A 20228-nucleotide genomic window follows, 5' to 3' on the forward strand; every position below is an offset into this window, starting at 1 on the left:
GTAATATGACACATAATAATAAAAAATCACACATATAAATATCAAACTCAGTTCTAAAAAATAGCCATAAATGGCTAACAAACAGCGCTAAAACAGTGATAAAACCTATCAAAAATATAAAACAACACAGAATGGAAACAAAAACCGCCACACAAGCCACTTAAATAGCTTTTTAAGAAACGATCTAAGTACAACTCAAACTAATATCAGCTGAATTTTATATGATCTTTTAAAAGCCGTTTAGGATAATTTAATGGGGAATTAAATATTTAAGGTGAGTATAAAAAACAAACAAACGAACAAAAAAAGACCTGTTAGTATAAACTAACAGGTCTTTTACTCTAAGCTCAGTGAGCTATCGAAATTACTTATAAGGATTAACCGTTAATTAATCTAGCTGCATCCGCATCTAGAAACCACTCAGTTTTACCTAGACTGGCTTTTACTTGTGCTGCTGGGTATGCAAGTGCGGCATCATCATTATCATGAATTTGCTTAATCACTTGTGCTTTACCTTCACCCATCACTAAATAACTAATACGCTTTGCATTTGCTAATAGACGTGCAGTTTTAGAAATACGATACTGTCCTGATTCTGGGTGCTGCGCAATAATTGCAATATGTTGATCATTATAATCAGTCTGGCCTGGGAATAATGATGCAGTATGTCCATCCCCCCCCATACCAAGCAAGATCCAATCAAAACAAGGCAGTCCATTTTTAGCAGGAATACATGCTTTCATTTCTTGTGCAAAACGAATAACTTCTTGCTCTGGCGCATCTTCACCTAAAATACGGTGAATATTCTCAGCAGGTAATGCAACTTGAGAAAATAATAACGTTTGAGCTTCACCAAAGTTACTTTCAGCATTATCAGGTGCTACGCAACGTTCATCACCCCACCAGAAATGCAAGTTTCCCCATTCAATACTTGTAGCAAAGGGTGCCTTTGCTAATACTTTGAATAAAAGTTTTGGTGTACTGCCACCTGATAACGAGATATGCACAGGCTTATCTTGTTTACTGTATTCAACGAGCGAATTAGCTAAAGACTCAACAACTTGTTGAGGTGTTTCAAAAGTACGATAATCCATCATAGTTCCACTTCTAAAGTTTAAATTAATTAATCACTTCTTCGCTAGAAAAGCGCCACTCACGGCCATCTTTCTCTAACATTTCATCGGCTTTGTTCGGACCCCAAGTACCACACTTATAACCAAATAAAGATTTCGCTTCTTTTTTATAGTCTAAAATTGGTTGTACGTATTCCCAACATGCTTTAACCGCATCAGAACGAGCAAATAGTGTTGCATCGCCCTTCATACAATCTAGCAGTAAACGTTCGTAAGCAGTGAGTAGGTTATTCTCTTCCAAGCTATTATAATCAAAACTCATTGATACTTGTTGAGCGGTGAAGCCTGCACCTGGTTTTTTCAAACCGAAGTCCATCTGAATTGATTCGTTTGGCTGAATGCGTAAAATCATTTTATTCTCTGGTGCATTCAGACCAAAAACTGGATGTGGTGTTTTCTTAAAGTGAACAACAATTTCGGTTAAACGTTCTGGCATACGTTTACCGGTACGTACATAGAAAGGCACACCGTTCCAACGCCAATTATCAATCATCATCTTCATGCCAACATACGTAGGTGTACGAGAATCTTCATCTACGTCATTTTCACTACGGTAGCCAAGCAATTCTTCGCCATTCACAACATTCTTCGTGTACTGGCCTAATACAAGATTATCGCGTAAGTCTTGCTCTTCAAGTGGGCGTAAACTTTGGATCACTTTAACAACTTCGTTACGCATTGCATCCGCGTTAATTACCGCAGGTGGTTCCATCGCAACAAGTGCTAATACTTGCAACAAGTGGTTTTGCAGCATGTCGCGTACTGCACCAGAGTGATCGTAGTAACCACCACGCTCTTCTACGCCTAAGCTTTCAGCGGCCGTAATTTCAACATAGTCTATAAAGCTACGGTTCCAAAGCGGTTCGAATAAGCCGTTAGAGAAGCGGTATACCAATAAGTTTTGAACAGTTTCTTTACCTAGGTAATGATCAATACGGTAAACCTGACGTTCACGGAAACAAGTATGTAGATGCGAATCCAACTCGTTTGCCGACTTAAGGTCATAGCCAAATGGCTTTTCAACGATTAATCTTTTCCAGCCATCACGGTCTTTATTCAATTTATATTTTGCTAAATTAGATGAGATTGCTGCGTATAAACTAGGAGGTGTGGCCATATAATAAATAGCATTACCAACCGTATTATGCGTCTCAGATAATGTGTCTAAGCGCGCTTTAAAAGCACCATAACTATCAGCATCGGTCATATCCATCGAGATATAGTATAAATGCTTACAGAAATCTTCAGCTTGTTGCTTATTAACGCCTTCACCTTTGATCAAATCATTAGTTACTTTTTCACGGAATAAATCATCCGTATATGCAGTTTTACTCGCACCCAAAATAGAAAAATCTTCAGGTAACAGTTCATTGACATAAAGGTGATAAAGCGCGGGAAGTAGCTTTCGTTTTGTTAAATCACCCGAAGCACCAAAAATGACAATACTGTTATTCTCAGGTTTTACCATGGTTTTATTTCCTAAAGATTTTATCGACAAGATTAGAATATATGGCTTTAGTCCGTTTGTACTACGCACAGATAACAGACTAAGGCGCGGCATTATCACTCAAAATGATCGAAAACTAAAATGGTTTCAGCAATATATCACTTAAATACCTAAAAATAGGCGCTTAAGTAAAAATCTATCTCGAATAAAACCCCAAGCCGCTTTCGAATGAAACAAAAAAACGAAAGTTTAGAAAGTAAGGGCTCGGCGTTAAATACTAAACATTGTGCTGTTTATCTACGCTACAAACAAGGGTTCACTATTCTAGGCATTCTCCGACAAGTTTAATGTCTACAGATGTGATAATGTCTTCATTATATCTAGCCCTATAAGATAACGTGCACTCTGTCGATTCAAGTTTATTCATCTTGACCCAAGAATAACTTTTATTTTCATTTTTGCAGGTATAACTGGCATCGATAGAGTCCGCCTCAACTCCTTCTACAAGCGGGCGTGTCGTTAAACCTAAAATATGGCATATTTCTGTTGGATAGAGTAATTGACCTGACACCCGGTAGCTTTTAAGAGTATCGTATTGAATAAAGGTTAGTCCATTTGGAAGCGTTTGTTTTCGCGAATCGATATTTGAGGCTGTCTTTAAATTATCGACCGCATTATTCAACTTGCCACGCATATCATTAAGCACTGCAATTTTAGCTTCTCGGTGTGTCTTTGTATATTCAGGTATGGCGAACATTGCGAGGACAGAAAGAATTACAATAACAAACGTTAATTCAATCAATGAAAAGCCAATTTCATCTTTCATTTTAATGTAAAACCTTAATTAATATCAGTTAACACGGCAATATTAACACACATAAAAATGATAATGGCGGATATATCAAACTAATTAATCCATCATTTTAATATATGTTCACGTGAGTATTTGATACTGTAACTAAATCGAGATATCTTACGTTATTGACCTTAAACATTTGATGCTGGAACCTATTTATGAGAGCTAACCACCCTGCTGTTTTCTATTCATTCCGACGTTGCCCATATGCAATGAGAGCACGACTAGCTATTCGTTATAGCCAAGTTGAAGTTGAGCTAAGAGAAGTTGTTTTAAAAGATAAACCAACAAGCTTGTTAGCTTATTCTCCAAAAGGAACAGTGCCTGTTCTTGTCACTAACGACAAACAGATTATTGATGAAAGTCGCGATATTATGCAGTGGGCGCTATCACAAAACGACAGTAATAATTGGCTTCGTAAGAATCAGCCCCAATTACAAAAACAGATCACCTTACTGATCGATGAAAACGATAACGAATTTAAAGCCATTTTAGACAAATATAAATACGCGGATCGCCATCCAGAATATACTGAAGCAGTGTATCGCGAACAAGGCTGCCATTTCCTGAATCAGTTAGAGCTCCTACTAGCATTACACAGTAACCTTATTGACGAAGAAATTAGCTTGGCTGATATTGCCATTTTTCCTTTCATCCGCCAATTTGCAAGTGTGGACAAAGATTGGTTTTCACAGTCCCCCTTCCCAAAATTACGCACATGGCTAACACAACACACAAGCTCACCTCTGTTTACTGATATTATGTACAAATATCCACAGTGGTCTGCTGGCGATAAAGCTGTTTATTTTGCATCTGCAAGTTAGACATACAAAAAAGCCAGAGCTACCTAAGTAGTCTGGCTTTGAAATTTAATTAACCCAAACGAAATATTGAGTCTAATTATTTACAATATAGTTTATACATCAATGACTAAAATTATAATCAATGGACTATGATACAACTAACATACGACGTGCAGCGTCGACAACGACTTTAATAGACCTTGTTTCAACGAGCTTCATCGCCGCTTCGTCAGGGATCTCTTTTTGAGTACGGTTGATGATAACACCAGCAACACAACCTGCTCTTAAACCTTGACTTGCACACATAGTAAAGAGAGTTGCTGATTCCATTTCAAAGTTCAGAACACCCATTTCTTGCCACTCTTGCATTGAACCTTGGAAACGACGAGTAACACGACCCGAGAATGTGTCATAGCGTTCTTGACCTGGGTAGAAAGTATCACTTGATGCGGTTACGCCCATGTGCACTTTAATGCCTTCTGCATCAACAGCAGCTTTCATTTCTGTTGCAACAGCAAAGTCAGCAACAGCAGGGTATTCCATTGGCGCAAAGTGTGAACTTGCACCATCAAGACGTACTGATGCAGTCGTCACAATCATATCGCCAACATTAATGTGTTCTTGAATTGCGCCAGTAGTACCCACTCGCAAGAATGTAGTCACACCTAGCTGAGCAAGTTCTTCAACAGCGATCGATGTAGAAGGACCACCAATACCAGTCGAACATACGACAACTTTCTTACCTTCTAGCTCTGCTAAATAAACAGTGTATTCACGATGACTTGCTAAAAACTGTGGGTTTTCCATTTGCTGTGCGATCTTTTCGACACGAGCTGGATCACCTGGAATGATTGCTAATTCAGCACCTTTTAAATCTAATTTGTTGATACCAAGGTGAAAAACATTTGCAGTAGTCATAACATATTCCTTAAAACCGAAGAAAACCATTATAATAAAAATGATATAACGATATTAAAATAACGGTAAAAATTAAGACGTAATCATAATGCAGCGAGAGCCCCCATAAAGTGATAATTGTCACATGTTTGATACATATAATCGTTATGCTTAATAGGTGCTCGATTTATAAACAACACACTGTTTAGCTTCAAGTGAAAGCAACAAAATCCTGAATCACGATGACTAAACTTGCCCCATGCTCCTAAGCTTGTTATAACATAGTTGTTACTTTCTATTTCATGGTATTCCTTACCTATGCTAAAAATCGCCACCTTTAATCTTTTCAACTACATTGAACCTCCGTTTGCTTGTTATGACTTTGACCGAATCTATGACGAGCAACAATGGCAGAAAAAGCAGACGTGGATACGTGATTATCTTTCCGTGCATCAGCCTGATATCATCGGCTTTCAAGAAGTATTTAGTCCTGACTCTTTAAAAGCATTAGTGGCTGAATGTGATTACCCGTATTTTGAAGTGGTCGATAGCGCCGATATTATCGAAGACTATATTTTCCGCAGCCCTGTAGTCGCTATCGCATCACGCTACCCGATAATAGATATCGCAGCAGTTATGCCCGAGAGTGATCTTGCCGTTAGCATGGGATTATCATCAGAATATAAATTTAGCCGTAAACCACTGCGCGCCAGTATTGAACTGCCACACCTTGGAACAACGGATTGCTACGTTGTGCATTTTAAATCTAAACGGCCAATGCTAGAAAGTGAAGATAATGAACTGGCGACAACCAAAGCTGTGCTTGATGCTTTTACCAAGCAGATGTGCGGAAGTTGGGGCTCATCAATGCAACGCGGTTCAGAAGCTGCTTTACTATTTCAACAAATGATCCAACGTCGACTAGCGACGAACAATCCAATGATGTTAATGGGTGACTTTAACGACGTATTAGATAATGACCGCGATGGGATATTATCGCACCTAACGATGAATACCTTACGTTTCAATTCAGATCAACAAGCACAAAATATTGTTAAGCTATTTAGCTTACAAGACAGTTGGCATTTATATCAGCATGCAACAAATGGCTCGGTCCCCAGTTGTACACAACTCCCCCGTCCCGCGACACATTACTTTTACAACAAAGGCTCGGTATTAGATTACATCTTACTGTCGTGTGAGTTTAATGCAGAGTATCAGCGTAGCCTTTATGAAGTCAGCGATTACCACACGTATGATCGTCACCTGATTAACCCTATCTATGAACGTGATAGCGAAAGTACCGATCATGCCGTTGTTCAAATCAATTTGCAATTGAGAAATTAGCATTTACATAAGTGCTATTTAATCATTCTGTAATTCAATTACATATTATGCTTGCGTTAGCCCAATTCTATCTTATAATGCGCTAATCTATTCGAGGGAGTAGTCGCTTCACGCAAGTGAGGGAGTACATCAACATAACTGACCCACAGGTCATGGTGTATTCAATCTAGTTCGAGATTAATAATCCGAAACTAAGTTTGATGAGACTTGAACAAGTAAACACCTACTTTCGAGGGCAGGGTGTCGCTTGTTTATGTCTAAATGCCCTCGTACGAGAACCCTATGTCTTTATTATTACCCATCATCGCAGTGTTAGTTGGCTTCATTTTACTTACCGTAAGTGCCGACCGTCTTATCTTAGTATCATCAACATTAGCCAAACAGTTTGGTGTTTCAGTCATGTTTATTGGTATGACCGTCATTGCGTTTGGTACTTCATTCCCAGAATTAGTCGTAAGCGCCATTGCGTCATTTAATGGTGCAGAAGGTCTTGCTGTCGGTAATGCTATCGGTTCCAACATCATTAACTGTGGTTTAGTGCTGGCACTTTGTGCCCTGTTTATGCCACTTGTTATTCAAGTACGCTTCATTAAACGCGAATTACCAATTCTAGTTATCGCACTTATCGCCGTCATCGCGTTAATGTCCAATGGCTCTATTACAATGTGGGATAGTCTTATACTGATCCTATTACTCGCACTGTACTGCGTATACCTTGCTAAATCGTCATCAGACGAAGATGTTAAAAACGAATTAGAATTTTTGGATATAAGCCAAAGACGTGCGCTAATCGAAACGGTTGCAATGCTTGTTATGCTTCTAATCAGCTCACAAATCATGGTTTGGGGTAGTGTACAACTTGCGAAAGCGATGGGTGTTAGCGACTTGTTGATTGGTCTAACGATTGTTGCATTTGGTACTAGCTTACCAGAACTAGCCGCTGCTATCGCTGGTGTTCGCCGTGGTATGCCTGAAATTGCATTCGCGACTGTCATTGGTTCAAACACCTTTAACCTATTAGGTGTATTAGCATTCCCAGGATTAATTGGTGATGGATTGCAACTGCCAGTTGAAGTCTTAACGCGTGATGTACCAATGTTATCTATCATGACAGCATTCATGGTTATCTCATTCACCATGACTTATATAGCGGTGACTAAACGTCGCTCAGCTTTGACACCAGAACAACAATCCGATAAAGCTATCGCAGCAGACAGTAAACTGAACTACCGTTTTGGTCGCCTTTCAGGTGCCGTGTTGTTAATTATGTTTATTGGGTATAGCTGGTTACTTTTTAGCGCTTAAGGCGATTTACAGCTTAGCGGGTGCAATACATCAAGTGCTGACTTGATGTATTGCACGAATACCCACTATCGATACAGCTTGGCAACAAAGCAATTATCCCGCAAAATAAGGCGATTAACTATTATAATAAGGAGTGCTATATGAGTGAATGGCTTATCGTTAACGGTAACACACTTCGTGCCAGCGCTTTTATCGGCTTGCTTATCTTATTAGCAATTAGTGAACACTATCGACCAAAGCGCCCTTTGACGGTACCTAAGTCACAACGCTGGGGAAATAACCTCGCGATGGTACTCGTTAATAACCTGGTGCTTAAATTATTCGTTCCTTTTCTCGCCATTGATGCCGCAATGTTTGCCGAACAACAGCAATGGGGACTGTCTTCGTTAGCCGGTTTGGGAAGCTCGACAAATCAAATTTTGATCATGATAGTCTCGATCATGCTCCTTGATGCCGCCATTTATTTCCAACACAAGATATTCCATCATATCCCCGTACTATGGCGTTTACACCGAATGCACCATAGCGATCTTGATATTGATGTCACCACAGCTATTCGTTTTCACCCCATAGAAATTGTTTTATCTATGCTAATCAAGATTGCCGTTATTATTGCACTCGGTGTACCCGTAATAGCGGTTGTGTTATTTGAAATGTTGCTCAATCTGACGGCCATGTTTAATCACAGTAATATTAGGCTGCCAGCTAAGATTGACCGCTATATACGCTACATTTTAGTCACGCCTGATATGCACCGTGTTCATCATTCTGTAAATGGTCACGAAACCAATCATAATTTTGGTTTTTGTCTACCGTGGTGGGATCATCTGTTTGGCAGTTATCAAGCACAACCCAAATTAGGCCATCAGCAAATGCAGATCGGTTTACCTTATTTTCGAGACACGAAGGAATGTCAGGTGCAGCGGATGCTAACCCAGCCCTTCAGAAACAAATAAACGATATTAAATAATAGTAATGACAACATTCAAAGGTACTAATTACGTGATTCATTCTACAAACACCTCAACAACACCAGCGATTTCTAACGATGATGCACGTAAACTCAGTCGTAAAGTGACTGCTGATATAGCAACCAAACAGCTCGATGAGATCTTTATCGATAATAACGTATCGATTGATATTCAAATAGCCGTGACAGAATACCAAGGCAAAGCGCCTATACAATACTTGGAAATATTAGCCGCTCATCTACGCCCTGCGTATTTACGTATTATCACCGAGTCATTGCAAACTCAAAATTTAGCCGCTTTAGATGCCAATAGTCACTATCTCAAGCTCAGTAAAACACACAAAAATATGCTTGAAACATTGAAGCAACAAGATAAATATAAGCAGCTCAATGATACGCAACTTATTGAAATAGCATTATTAGCTTTATTAAGAAGTTAGAAAGGCAAAACGAAAAGCCCTGCATCATCGTTTCGATAATACAGGGCCAAACGGTTAACTTATGGACACGCTGTTTCTAATACATTCGCCGTTAATGTCGGACGAATACGTAAAAAAGACATATCTGTAGCATAAGTCGCGACTTGTTCTGCACACCAAGTCCCCGCCTGTTTTTTATCTAGGATTGCCGTATCACTAGTGAAACAACTTGCTAACTCTTCATCACGGTTGGAAGTGATTACGAATGTGCTGGTTGAAGTCACCTGACAGGCAATATATTCAGGCTGTTCTATCACAGGGGCGAATACTTCAACACTCTGTATAATACTATTCTCAATTCCTTCTTCTGAAATCACTGTTAAGCCGATTGTATATATACCCGCATCGTTAAATGTGAACGTCGGATTAGCTGTAGTCGATGCGCCTAAGCTATCGAAATCCCATACATAACTACTAATGGGACTTGTTTCATTTGCTGCATCAGCCGAAAAATTAACCGTCAGACTTGGTGATGCCTCTAATGCATCAGAAGTAAAGCTCACCGTAGGTGTGGTAGGCTCAACGGCAGGATCATAAGCGGTAACCTCTTTGCTATTACTTGCCGTTGTACCATCACTCCCCGTTACATCGAGTCTCACCGTATAAGTACCACCCGCGGCATAAAGATGGGTAGGTGAAGCAAGTGCTGATGACGCGCTATCGCCAAAGTCCCATAAATAATCAGCAATGCTGCCATTATCAACACTGGTTAAATCTGTAAAGCTGACGTCTAAGTAATTCACTGCAGCACTGAAACCAGCTTTTGGATTAACAGGGTCTACTACATTATCCGATACTGTTACAGTATAAGTCGCTGTACTCGTTTTATTGCCAAGTTCAGAAGTAACATTTAATGTCACATCGTAACTGCCTGATGCCGTGAACGTATGGATAGGTGAAGGTAATGTCGATGTATTGCTGGGTGCAGCATCACCAAAATTCCAACTGTAGCTGTCAATCGAGTCATTGGTAACCGCTGAGTTATCAATAAACGTTACCGTTAAGCCTTCAGAGCTATACGTAAAATCAGCGATTGGATCTCCTGAGGTTTTAGCCACAGTGACATCTCGAGTCACACTAGCAGTGCCTCCGTCTTCAGTCGTTATAGTAAGTAGCACACTATAAGTGTCTGCCGTTGCATAGGTATAAACTGGATTGATATCAAAACTATTGACTGAATCATCACCGAAATCCCACAAATAACTGTCTATTGGGATGTCAGCACTGGTCGATGTATTAGTAAAGGTAACCTTTAGATTGTCTTTTACCGCAGAAAAATCAGCATTGATTACTGTAGAGCTCTGCTCTTTAGTGCCATCAGACTCACCAAAGCAACCAGATAGTGCACCGAGTGTCATTACGAGTAATAGTTTTTTCATTATTCAGTCTCCCCAATAGTTACAAATACGGGGCAAGTAACTTCTTCGTCATAAGCTGCAGTAGTAACAGCTACTTGCACCTTTTTAGGAAAACCTAAAACCGGTGAGCACGGCATAATGTAATTGCTATCAACGAGCTGAACCACCTCACCATCTACAGTTATCTCAACAGCGCCATCTGTAGCATTAATCACAGCCAATACATTTTTATCATAACTCGCAGAGGTGACTTGAAGTTGTGCGACAGTAAGACCACTGCCACTCATCAATGTCACGACAAGAAGTAACTTCTTCAACATGGTAAATATCCTTATTTAATTTTGACGATGAATAATCCTTATTCATCCGCAGAAAAGGTTAACATTTGCGATTTAAAAAAAAGGGCTAACAATAAATGGACAGCATGAGAACCATAAATCAAGAAGTATGAGAGATAAGAGGTTTGGGTCGTAAGACAACCAGGTACAGTGCGGTATTTGCTTCTACCCCATATGAACTTAAGTACTAACGGCTGGATGCTGTAAATGTGAATAATAAGTTAAAAATGTGACCGGCAGCATACGATGTAAATAAGAATGCCGGCGATAATACCGACATTAACAAATAAATAGAACGATTACGTAAATAATCATTTCTATCACAACAGGCAAGTGTAAGTCGAGACAGTCGGCACTAACTATTTATCAGACGTACTTGTTGTAAGTATTTAATCCAGCCTTTCGCACTTGCAGATGGGGCGATATGCTGGGCTAACTTCGCATGGGTAATCGCACGATCAAATTGCGCAAGTTTATAGTAAGCTCTCACTTTGGCGAGTTCAATTTCCGCTTGCTTCTTTTTACTTCGGTCCAGCTTAATTTGAGGGTGATTTAACTCTGCCAATGCAGCCTTATAACGCCCCTGCTGTAGTAACAATTGCGCTAATGGCCAGCGAAATTCTGCAGTATCATCTGTAGACAAGTTAACCACATCACGCCATGTACTAATGGCCTTGTTCCACTCTTTCGCCATCTGCCAATATTGCGCTTGCTCAACTAACATTTTTTGTCGTTTATCATTGTCAGTTATATCTTTTACTAACAAATTTAATTCACGTGCGGCCTGTTCAGGAATACCTTGCTGTGCATATAGTTGCGCCAGAGTACGGCGCTCTTGCACACTTAATGCGAACCCTTGGCGCTGCGCTAAAATCAATGTTGTTAATGCCGCTTGTGGCTGTGAAGTACGTAGTTGCAAACCTGCTAACTGTTGCCACCACAATAACTTATCGGGTTCAACAGCAATAATACGATCTAATGTATCAATCGCAGCAGGCCACCGTTGCAATTGAGATTGCGCCGTCAATTGTAGATTCAGCGCCTGGACTTGGTCACCTTGCGTATTTAAATCTTCATATGACCCTACCGCACTGAGTACCTTCTCCCATTCATGTAACTGATAATGGGTTTGGGCAATACGTAGCCACAACTCCGTGAATTCTTTGGTCTTAATATTTGATGCTTTTTTCTTGCGTTTCGTTACCGCTTTATGGCTCTCTTTGTCACTGCTTGCAGCCGTATTAACAAGAACATAGTAATGCGGCAACGCTTGTTGGTATTTTTGCTGACTAAGTAAAATATCCGCCACCATACGCTGCGTAATCCAAGCCTGCTCCGTTGGTAATAACTTACTTTCAACGGCCAATGATAAGTACTTAACCGCTTGGTCGGTGTTTTCTTGCTGCCAATGAAAGATACCCAATACCCGCTGTACAAAAGCTTGGTCGTACGCTTGCCTCGGGGTAAGTTCAGTTAACAACTCAATTGCATCTGTATAGCGTTCTTGCTGCTGTAATGCTTGCGCGGCCTGGATCTTACCCGCAATAAATTGTGTTAACTGTGGCTGGTTAGCATAGACAGATGAGGTAAAAAAACACATCAGGACAAACAACCAACTGCTTTTCAGCTTATTTAAATAATGAATCATCGTTCTAATTTAAACTCCAAGGTGACCGTCTGATTAACTTGCATGATAGCTTTCCCCTCTTCCAACTTGGGTTGGTACTTCCATTTTCGTAATGCTTTCATTGCCGACTTTTCAAATAAACGTCTTGGTTTCGCATCCATTACTTTGATATCAATAGGACGGCCCAAAGTATCAATGGTAAATGACAGTTTAACCCAGCCCTGTGCGCCTTGTTTCATGGCGCGTGATGGGTAACGCGGTTCAACACGATACAAAGGCATTGCTTGCTGGTTAGCACTAAACTCACCAATTGCAGGCAAGCCAACTTCGACACCAATACTGGCCATATCAATACCAAGTACAGGCATATCAGGTAATGCGAGCGCTTTAACCTCTGCATTCGCAACGGATATGCTGTCTGTGGGTGGCGGTGCATTTTTTGGTTGTTCGGGCAACGCACGTTGACGACGGTTAACATCACGCTCTTGATCGACCATAACAATGTCGAACGCTTGTGCAGTCGATTCTTCAGGTTTACCAGAATGGCCGTTATCCACCATCCATGCCATTACGGTGAACAAAACTAATGTCATCGCTAAAGCCAGCGGTACAGCCAGTAAAAAACGTAACATTAAGACTTCTCCACCGCCAATGCGATACCGCTCACACCCGCACCATTCGCCGCATCCATCACTTTAACAACAGTGCCATTGAACGCATGTTCATCGGCTTGGATAACTAAAGAGGCATCAGGTTGAGACAGTAACAAGTGCTCTAATGTTGCCTGTACACGCTCAACATCCACCATACGTTTATCAATATAGATGTCATTGTTCGCGGTAATGGCAATAAAGATACCTGCACCCGCTTGGCTAACCACATTACTTGCCTGAGGACGGTTAACTTCCACACCTGATTCACGAACAAATGAACTTGTTACGATAAAAAATATCAGCATGATAAACACGATATCTAACATCGAGGTCATATCAATTTGTGCATCTTCACGCGCGGCTGAACGACGATTAAATCTCATATTCATTCCTTAATAGATAGTCTTAACAATTTTTCTAATCTGCTATATCGTGTATCACAAGCTTTGGTTAATCGTGCATGAGCAAACATACCTGCAAGTGCTGCAACCATGCCCGCCATTGTTGGCAAGGTCGCTAACGAAATCCCTGCTGCCATTAACTTAGGTTCACTGCTACCTAATGTCGCCATAACATCAAACACACTAATCATGCCCGTCACTGTGCCTAACAGCCCTAACATAGGGCAAATAGCCACCAGCACTTTCAAAAAGCTGAGGTTTTGCTGCAATGCTTGCTGTGCCTGTAACAACCAACCAGCCCGAATGGCTTGAGCATGCCATGAGCCTTGCTCTGAACGTACTTGCCAACGTGCTAACAAGTCACTTTGTAACGCAGGGAAATAACAATACAAATACAACAACCGTTCCATCACGCAAAACCAACACAACATAACAATAGCGGCAAGCCAATACAGTATTGGTCCCCCCTGTTGCATAAATTGATTGACGCTTTCAAGCCAATCAACTGACGTCATATCAAAATGCATAACTTAGCCCACTTGCTGTGTAAAAGGAGTCACGTTCGTGTCATTAACGGCTGCAACAGCGAGTTTTTCAGCTTCTTCTGCAACTAAGCTAATGCCCTGCTTTTCTAAGATATCGCGAATATTATCGGCTTGCGTACTCAGTATGTTATGCGCAAGTAATAACGGCATTGCTGCAACTAAACCTAATACCGTCGTGATCAGTGCCATTGAAATACCACCGGCCATTACTTTTGGATCGCCATTACCAAACTGTGTGATCACTTGGAAGGTTTCAATCATGCCGGTTACTGTCCCCAATAAGCCAAGCATAGGTGCAAGTGCAGCCAGCAATTTCAGCATCGACAAGCCTTTCTCTAACCCTTGTTGCTCATCGACCACTACTTCCATCAAGCGCAGCTCTAACGCTTCAGTGCTATTATGCAATGCCGATTTAACATTGCTATCTACGTATACTTGTAGAATACGACCTAGTGGGTTGTCACCTATCAGACTAGGGTTCGCTAGTTGTTGTCGGATCTTACGTCGAGCAAGCATTAGCTTCACGCCCTGTACCAGTGCAATCAACAAACCAACCATCAACAATGAAATGATCACGTAGCCCACTGTACCGCCATTTTCTAAACGATCTTTTAAGGTTGGGGTATTTTCTAATTGCGCTAGCATCACACCGCGCGATGGGTCCAATACAAGGATATTACCAATTGCACCAGTATTGATAAGATCTGCCGCAACAGGGCCTTTTTCTGGCTGCTTTAGGTAAGCTGTCGCGGTTTGCTTTTCACCATTCCAAGTGAGATAACCTTCCTCACCCACTAGTCCAATACTACCGATACGCACAGCTTGTTTATCTGCTAATTGCCCTGCGCCATCAATCTCAGCAACATTCACCGTTTTGATTTCACCACTTGCTTTAATTTGTTCTGATAACGCTGACCACAGTCCTGTTAGCTGCAACATTGAAGGTAAGGTTTTTGCTGCAACCACATCCACTACAATCGGCGCAAACGTTGCACTATCAATCGCGGTTACTGCGGTGCTAATTTCGCTATTTAACTGTTTTGCTGATTGACGTACAACACCAAATAGTTCACCTAAACTACCGGTTTCTAACCGTAAATCCGTTTCTAGCTTCGCTAATTTTTCTTCGTTACGCGTAAACTCTTGGCTTAGCGTTTCAGTTTCATTTTGCAATTGACGTTGTTGCGCTAATAACGCCTGACGTTGCTGTTTAATTTCTTGTTCTGTTAGTTTAAAGCCAGCTTCTCGTTGCGTTAACGCTTTTGTAAGCTGTTTATTATCTTGTTTTGTATCCTTGAGTAATTTTTCACTCACGACTTGCGCGTCATTTTTCAGCGTATCCGCAGCTTCTGCAGAATTAGCAGTCAAAGGATATGCACTAACGGTGAGTGCGCTTAATAGCAATGTCTTTGTTAAAAATAGTTTGGCTTTATTCACTGAAAATCGAGAGTTCATTGGGCATTACCTACACGTTGCGCAGTGGTCACAGGAAGAGAAATTAAGCTGGGTGCAATTTGTTTATTCGCCATTTTGAAGGCTTTATCGATATCATTTGTTTGTTCAGAAACCGTTACCCATACCTTACGTTCGTCATGCCACTGCCAATAATTCTGGCTATCTAAACTGCGCGCAACAAATGCGATACGCCCAAGGTGTAATAGATCAACTGTGATAGTCTTATTTGATGAAGCAAGTGTAATTTTACTTTGGTACACACCCAACTTAGTCCCATAGTCGATTTCAATTTGGTACGCTTCTAAAATACGACGATATTTCTCTGCATCGCTCACATCAGCCTGGGCCATCATGGTATTTAATTTTGCTAAGCGCGCTAGGCGTTGCTCTTTTTTAATTGGCTTGCCAGTATTGATGATGTCATCTAAACCAGTCAGCATTTTGTACATCAAAGGTACTATGCCTTGGCGAGTAGTTTTAATACCTTGCAGTTGTTCATCTAAGCTATTTAATTCTTGGTTTTGATTGTTAACTAATTTAGCAAGATGGTCGCGATATACAGCTAAGTTGTCGACTTCTTCTTGCAGACGCTCTATTTCTGCTTGCATGCTTAAAGTACGATCTGCGCTATTATCAATTTTATACTGGCTACTAGCCGCCGTATTATTCATTTTTTGAGTCAGAGCTTGTGCATGATCAATCGCTTGCGCACTATCATTAGCTTGTGCAAACACGAAAGGACTAAACGTAGCACTGCTCAGTGCAGCCACGAGAACGAGAGAGTAAGATTTATTTAAAAGCATAATTAATCAACATTCGAATTAAAATTTAAAAGGAATAAACCACAAAAAGCAATAACCGACATCTATGGAATCAAGAGTCGATTATTGCTGTTTATGAAGGCTTAGATTATGTTATTAATAACGTAATTGGATTGAAGCCATGTAGTTACGACCTTCACCAATGATAGTTTTCTTTTGACTACCACCCGCTAGATAATCCGTATCAAACAAGTTTTCGATGTTGAAACGTAATACGAGGTCCATGTCTTTATCGTAATTAATGGTGTGAGCGATACCAGTATCAAAACGCGTGTAAGCATCTTTCTTGTACGTGTTTTTCTCGTCACCGAAACGTTCGCCAACATAGATAGCACCTAAATTTACATCAGTGTTGTTAGCAAAAGAGTAACGGCTCCAAACACTTGCAGAGAATTCAGGTACATCTGCTGGACGGTTACCATTGATTTCAGGATCAAATTCATCATGAATTTTAGCATCTAAATAAGTCATCGAACCGCTTAGTGACAATGCTTCTGTTACATAACCTGTAGTACTGAATTCAGCACCACGGTGTACTTGTTTACCTGCTTGCGTCGTTTCAGTTTGATTCGTATTACTGATATCTTGAGTAATAACTATATTTTCTTGGGTAATATCAAAAATTGCACCGGATACAAATAGTTGGTTATCCATCAACTCCCATTTAGAACCAAGCTCATATAACTTACCTTTTACAGGATCAAGTTCCGTACCTTTGTTAATATCTTTCGAACCGCTCACAGGATCTTTTGGTTCGAAGCTTTCTGAGTAAGTCGCGTAGATAGAGCCATTCGCTTTCGGGTGATAAATAAGTCCTAATTTCGGTAATACGTTGCTATACGTATGTTTCTCATTGATTTCACGATCAAAACGTAAACCAGCAAGTACTTGCCACTGATCGTTAATCGTTACCATATCCTGTACATAAATACCGTATGAATCACGTTCAGTTATTGATTTCGTCTTATCATTTTCAGCATTTGTACCACTTGGCTTATCAAATGGCTGACCAACAACACCAGTCAAATCATCACTACTTTCACTTAATTTTGAATAGTAGTAACCTAACCAGTTTGCACCAATTAATGTTTGGTGTTGCATACCAAATGCATCGAATTCACCGACAAAGTCAATAAATGCAGTATTAAATACCCAATGATCAAGACGGTCGTATACTTGATAAGTTACTTCACCAGTTTTAGGGTCATAACTTTTTGGGTCTGTAAAACTTTCAGTATCACGACGTCTGAAATCTTGGTGGTTATAACCGAGTTTCATGTTCAAGTTATCAGATAGCTGTGCAGCAATATCAAAACCAACATTTTCAACGTCATTTTCAATGGTTGACCACTGTGCATCCCAGATGTGCTCTTCACCAAGTACAGGCTTACCATCTTTAATATAAGCACCCGAATCAACACTGCCGTTATCGTTAGTTCGATCGTAATGCACAGATAAAGTTACTTTGTCATTTAAGTCGTAATCAACAAACAAACCACCAACAAAGCGTTCTGTCGATGGTGTGCTACCATCGCCATATGTACGCCATGAATCGTAACTTTGCTTAGATACAACCGCACGAGCACGTAATGTTTGCGCATCATTTAATGAGCCACTCACATCCGCAGTCGTACGAGAATCATTGTTTGAACCTAAATCTTGGCTAATACTTACTTGAGTGTCGTAAGTTGGCTTTTTAGCCACCATGTTCACAAGACCACCAGGTGCTGATTTACCGTAAAGTAGACCTGCTGGGCCTTTTAATACTTCAACACGTTCTAGTAATTCAATTGGCTGACGGTAATGAGACCAATGCTGCTTACCATCACGCAAGAAGCCACTGCTACTTTGTAAATCAAAACCACGTAGCTTGAACGATTCACGGTTACGGCTTACACCACCAGCAGAAATACTTGCATCATTTTTAAGTACGTTACCTAGTGTGCTTGCTCTTTGCTCATCAATTAGCTGCTCATCAATAACCGTTACTTGCCCTGGAGTTTCAAGCTGAGTAGCTTCAACACGCATTGCAGTACTATTTGTATCAACTTTATAACCATAATCACGACCTACAACTTCCATGTGCTCATCTGTTTCTACCGTTTCTGTAGAGTAAGCACTTGGCGCTGCAAGTACTGTCGCTATTACGACAGCTAATCGAGTTTTACAAAACATATTCCGTTATCTCCGATTCATTTTTTCATTAATTTAAATTTCACGCCTACTGCTGTAGGTCGACTTAATGAAAAGGAGTCTAATTAATAATCATTACTATTTGTATCAAAATTACATTCTTTGCATTCGTAGTAAATGTAAACATTAATGAAGCAGATAAGTAGGATACTTATCAACCAGTGGCGCACATAAAAACGGCTTATTTCAATATGAAATAAGCCGTTTTTATAAAATATGAGTGATTAATAGCTATTATTGGATAGGGAAACGTAATTTCACCGTGACGCCATTATTTACATTTAGTTCCGCAATGGCTTCACCGCGCATGATAAGCATTGCTTCCTTTACAATCGCAAGTCCAAGTCCGTAACCACCAGACTGTTTATTTCTTGCTTGTTCAATACGTACAAACGGATCAAAAACACGGCATAGTTGCTGTGCCGGTATACCTATGCCATCGTCAGCGATAACAACCTCTACATATTGACCTTGTTGGCTAACCGTTAATACGATAGCAGCATTATCCCCCGCATACTTAATCGCATTATCAAGCACATTTTTTATCGCTCTTAAACATAGACGACTATCAGCAAGAACCATAGGTGTCGTATTATCCAGCTCGACTTGCAGTGATTGTTGTGGTTTTAAATCCATTTCATTCTGCATCACCTGGATCTGACACAAGGATTCAAGCTGTGTTGGCACCAAGTTAACCGATACGTTTTCATGCCCTAAGCGACTAAACTCCAGAATCTCACTGACAAGATTATTCATTTCAGCAGATTCATTATCCAGTTTATCTAATAAATCACCGACCTCATCAGGACAACGTTTCCGTAATAAATGCAAGATCAAACTATGCCTTGCAAGTGGCGTTCTTAATTCATGCGAGACGTCGGTAATGAGCTTTTTCTGCTTACCAATTAAATGATTAATATGCTCAGCCATATCATCCAGATCTTGTGCAAGCTGATTAAACTCGGTCACGCTATTGCCCACTTTATGGGATGCCCGAATGCTAAAATCTCCTTCAGCAAGGCCGCGACTCGCCGCTTTTAAACGATGTAACGGTTGTTGTAAATGCCGCGCGAGTAATAATGAAAATATAACCAGCAATATACTAGTAATGATAAATTGGATGGCCGCAAAATAATAAGGGAAGTAATGTGCCGGATGTTGCTTATCGGAAAACTGAACGATTAACTGATAGCCTGGCCGCAAGGGTAACGAAATAACGGGCTTATTAACTTTGTTCTCTAAAATTGTATCGAGCGGACGAATGTAACGTAATTTGAACTTAAAGTGTGGGTGCATGACCCGCGTACTCACTTCTTCAAGGTTATCGTCGAGTACAAATAAATAACTTGATTGCGCTTCTTCCCACTCCGCTAATTTAGCTCTATCGACATTCCCTTCACTGTCTTTATTATCAAGTAATGCATCAGCTTGCTGCGCAAGATCCAACATCTCCACTTTAACATTAGCGGGCAGATGCAATAACACTCGCACCAAAGCCATTTCAGCGATACTCTGTAGACTAAGAATTAAGACAAGGGTAATCGCAAAATAGCTAAATAATCGAAATGCCAATCCTTGACTATCACCTAAAAAAAACAAT

19 protein-coding genes and 1 riboswitch are annotated in these 20228 nt (G+C 40.4%); of the genes, 5 read left to right on the forward strand and 14 right to left on the reverse strand.

What is annotated here, in order from left to right:
• Positions 1–377 precede the first annotated feature (377 nt).
• The 3 genes from pgl to HWV03_RS14250 form a co-directional block, all read right to left on the reverse strand.
• Positions 378–1097: a 6-phosphogluconolactonase gene (gene pgl / locus HWV03_RS14240; protein WP_255546830.1), complete on the reverse strand. Its 720-nt coding sequence runs from the start codon at positions 1095–1097 to the stop codon at positions 378–380.
• 22 nt (positions 1098–1119) lie between these two features.
• On the reverse strand, positions 1120–2601 hold the full coding sequence (zwf, locus tag HWV03_RS14245) for a glucose-6-phosphate dehydrogenase (RefSeq protein ID WP_211676509.1): 1482 nt from the start codon (positions 2599–2601) through the stop codon (positions 1120–1122).
• A gap of 298 nt (positions 2602–2899) precedes the next feature.
• Positions 2900–3406, reverse strand: coding sequence for a type II secretion system protein (locus HWV03_RS14250; RefSeq protein WP_211676510.1), 507 nt, complete (start codon positions 3404–3406; stop codon positions 2900–2902).
• 188 nt (positions 3407–3594) lie between these two features.
• On the opposite strand from HWV03_RS14250, the gene HWV03_RS14255 reads away from it, so the two are divergent.
• On the forward strand, positions 3595–4260 hold the full coding sequence (locus HWV03_RS14255) for a glutathione S-transferase (RefSeq protein ID WP_211676511.1): 666 nt from the start codon (positions 3595–3597) through the stop codon (positions 4258–4260).
• 126 nt (positions 4261–4386) lie between these two features.
• Here the strand turns inward: HWV03_RS14255 and udp are convergent, their stop codons facing one another.
• Positions 4387–5157: a uridine phosphorylase gene (gene udp, locus HWV03_RS14260; protein WP_211676512.1), complete on the reverse strand. Its 771-nt coding sequence runs from the start codon at positions 5155–5157 to the stop codon at positions 4387–4389.
• A gap of 297 nt (positions 5158–5454) precedes the next feature.
• Between udp and HWV03_RS14265 the strand changes: the two genes are divergently transcribed.
• The 4 genes from HWV03_RS14265 to HWV03_RS14280 all read left to right on the forward strand — a co-directional run bounded on the left by HWV03_RS14265 (position 5455) and on the right by HWV03_RS14280 (position 9198).
• On the forward strand, positions 5455–6483 hold the full coding sequence (locus HWV03_RS14265; protein ID WP_211676513.1) for an endonuclease/exonuclease/phosphatase family protein: 1029 nt from the start codon (positions 5455–5457) through the stop codon (positions 6481–6483).
• A 95-nt stretch (positions 6484–6578) separates the two neighbouring features.
• Positions 6579–6752: riboswitch (yybP-ykoY riboswitch) on the forward strand.
• Positions 6753–6765: 13 nt separating this feature from the next.
• The gene (locus HWV03_RS14270; RefSeq protein WP_211676514.1) at positions 6766–7788 is read left to right on the forward strand and encodes a calcium/sodium antiporter; all 1023 of its coding nucleotides are present in this window, start codon (positions 6766–6768) and stop codon (positions 7786–7788) included.
• A gap of 140 nt (positions 7789–7928) precedes the next feature.
• Positions 7929–8744, forward strand: coding sequence for a sterol desaturase family protein (locus HWV03_RS14275; protein WP_211676515.1), 816 nt, complete (start codon positions 7929–7931; stop codon positions 8742–8744).
• 46 nt (positions 8745–8790) lie between these two features.
• Positions 8791–9198, forward strand: a complete 408-nt coding sequence (locus tag HWV03_RS14280) for a hypothetical protein (protein ID WP_255546831.1) — start codon at positions 8791–8793, stop codon at positions 9196–9198.
• Between the two features lie 59 nt (positions 9199–9257).
• Here the strand turns inward: HWV03_RS14280 and HWV03_RS14285 are convergent, their stop codons facing one another.
• The 10 genes from HWV03_RS14285 to HWV03_RS14330 all read right to left on the reverse strand — a co-directional run bounded on the left by HWV03_RS14285 (position 9258) and on the right by HWV03_RS14330 (position 20200).
• A complete protein-coding gene (locus tag HWV03_RS14285) occupies positions 9258–10616 on the reverse strand; it encodes a PKD domain-containing protein (RefSeq protein WP_211676516.1) in 1359 nt (452 codons plus the stop codon).
• Positions 10616–10915 (reverse strand): hypothetical protein, encoded by a 300-nt coding sequence (locus HWV03_RS14290; RefSeq protein WP_211676517.1) that lies wholly within the window; start codon positions 10913–10915, stop codon positions 10616–10618. The genes HWV03_RS14285 and HWV03_RS14290 overlap by 1 nt, the downstream gene beginning before the upstream one ends.
• A gap of 373 nt (positions 10916–11288) precedes the next feature.
• A complete protein-coding gene (locus HWV03_RS14295) occupies positions 11289–12533 on the reverse strand; it encodes a tetratricopeptide repeat protein (RefSeq protein ID WP_255546832.1) in 1245 nt (414 codons plus the stop codon).
• 44 nt (positions 12534–12577) lie between these two features.
• Entirely contained in the window at positions 12578–13192 is a 615-nt protein-coding gene (locus tag HWV03_RS14300; RefSeq protein ID WP_211676519.1) for an energy transducer TonB, read from the reverse strand.
• Positions 13192–13596, reverse strand: a complete 405-nt coding sequence (locus tag HWV03_RS14305) for an ExbD/TolR family protein (protein WP_211676520.1) — start codon at positions 13594–13596, stop codon at positions 13192–13194. The genes HWV03_RS14300 and HWV03_RS14305 overlap by 1 nt, the downstream gene beginning before the upstream one ends.
• Positions 13597–13598: 2 nt before the next feature.
• The gene (locus HWV03_RS14310; protein WP_211676521.1) at positions 13599–14141 is read right to left on the reverse strand and encodes a MotA/TolQ/ExbB proton channel family protein; all 543 of its coding nucleotides are present in this window, start codon (positions 14139–14141) and stop codon (positions 13599–13601) included.
• A gap of 3 nt (positions 14142–14144) precedes the next feature.
• On the reverse strand, positions 14145–15614 hold the full coding sequence (locus tag HWV03_RS14315; protein WP_211676522.1) for a MotA/TolQ/ExbB proton channel family protein: 1470 nt from the start codon (positions 15612–15614) through the stop codon (positions 14145–14147).
• Complete coding sequence (locus HWV03_RS14320) at positions 15611–16417, reverse strand: DUF3450 domain-containing protein (RefSeq protein ID WP_211676523.1); 807 nt, start codon at positions 16415–16417, stop codon at positions 15611–15613. Before HWV03_RS14320 ends, HWV03_RS14315 begins: the two co-directional genes overlap by 4 nt.
• Before the next feature lie 114 nt (positions 16418–16531).
• The gene (locus tag HWV03_RS14325; RefSeq protein WP_211676524.1) at positions 16532–18610 is read right to left on the reverse strand and encodes a TonB-dependent siderophore receptor; all 2079 of its coding nucleotides are present in this window, start codon (positions 18608–18610) and stop codon (positions 16532–16534) included.
• Between the two features lie 252 nt (positions 18611–18862).
• Complete coding sequence (locus HWV03_RS14330; protein ID WP_255546833.1) at positions 18863–20200, reverse strand: HAMP domain-containing sensor histidine kinase; 1338 nt, start codon at positions 20198–20200, stop codon at positions 18863–18865.
• Between the last annotated feature and the right edge of the window lie 28 nt (positions 20201–20228).

This window comes from Moritella sp. 36 (genome assembly GCF_018219415.1).
GTDB lineage: Bacteria > Pseudomonadota > Gammaproteobacteria > Enterobacterales > Moritellaceae > Moritella.

What these genes read in the sequence shown, in the direction of transcription:
- pgl (WP_255546830.1), bottom strand. Translation starts at nt 1,097, where the DNA reads ATGATGGATTATCGTACTTTTGAAACACCTCAACAAGTTGTTGAGTCT.
- HWV03_RS14310 (WP_211676521.1), bottom strand. Translation starts at nt 14,141, where the DNA reads ATGCATTTTGATATGACGTCAGTTGATTGGCTTGAAAGCGTCAATCAA.
- HWV03_RS14325 (WP_211676524.1), bottom strand. Translation starts at nt 18,610, where the DNA reads ATGTTTTGTAAAACTCGATTAGCTGTCGTAATAGCGACAGTACTTGCA.
- HWV03_RS14285 (WP_211676516.1), bottom strand. Translation starts at nt 10,616, where the DNA reads ATGAAAAAACTATTACTCGTAATGACACTCGGTGCACTATCTGGTTGC.
- HWV03_RS14250 (WP_211676510.1), bottom strand. Translation starts at nt 3,406, where the DNA reads ATGAAAGATGAAATTGGCTTTTCATTGATTGAATTAACGTTTGTTATT.
- HWV03_RS14295 (WP_255546832.1), bottom strand. Translation starts at nt 12,533, where the DNA reads ATGTGTTTTTTTACCTCATCTGTCTATGCTAACCAGCCACAGTTAACA.
- HWV03_RS14320 (WP_211676523.1), bottom strand. Translation starts at nt 16,417, where the DNA reads ATGCTTTTAAATAAATCTTACTCTCTCGTTCTCGTGGCTGCACTGAGC.
- HWV03_RS14305 (WP_211676520.1), bottom strand. Translation starts at nt 13,596, where the DNA reads ATGAGATTTAATCGTCGTTCAGCCGCGCGTGAAGATGCACAAATTGAT.
- HWV03_RS14290 (WP_211676517.1), bottom strand. Translation starts at nt 10,915, where the DNA reads ATGTTGAAGAAGTTACTTCTTGTCGTGACATTGATGAGTGGCAGTGGT.
- udp (WP_211676512.1), bottom strand. Translation starts at nt 5,157, where the DNA reads ATGACTACTGCAAATGTTTTTCACCTTGGTATCAACAAATTAGATTTA.
- HWV03_RS14255 (WP_211676511.1), top strand. Translation starts at nt 3,595, where the DNA reads ATGAGAGCTAACCACCCTGCTGTTTTCTATTCATTCCGACGTTGCCCA.
- HWV03_RS14270 (WP_211676514.1), top strand. Translation starts at nt 6,766, where the DNA reads ATGTCTTTATTATTACCCATCATCGCAGTGTTAGTTGGCTTCATTTTA.
- HWV03_RS14315 (WP_211676522.1), bottom strand. Translation starts at nt 15,614, where the DNA reads ATGAACTCTCGATTTTCAGTGAATAAAGCCAAACTATTTTTAACAAAG.
- HWV03_RS14265 (WP_211676513.1), top strand. Translation starts at nt 5,455, where the DNA reads ATGCTAAAAATCGCCACCTTTAATCTTTTCAACTACATTGAACCTCCG.
- zwf (WP_211676509.1), bottom strand. Translation starts at nt 2,601, where the DNA reads ATGGTAAAACCTGAGAATAACAGTATTGTCATTTTTGGTGCTTCGGGT.
- HWV03_RS14300 (WP_211676519.1), bottom strand. Translation starts at nt 13,192, where the DNA reads ATGTTACGTTTTTTACTGGCTGTACCGCTGGCTTTAGCGATGACATTA.
- HWV03_RS14275 (WP_211676515.1), top strand. Translation starts at nt 7,929, where the DNA reads ATGAGTGAATGGCTTATCGTTAACGGTAACACACTTCGTGCCAGCGCT.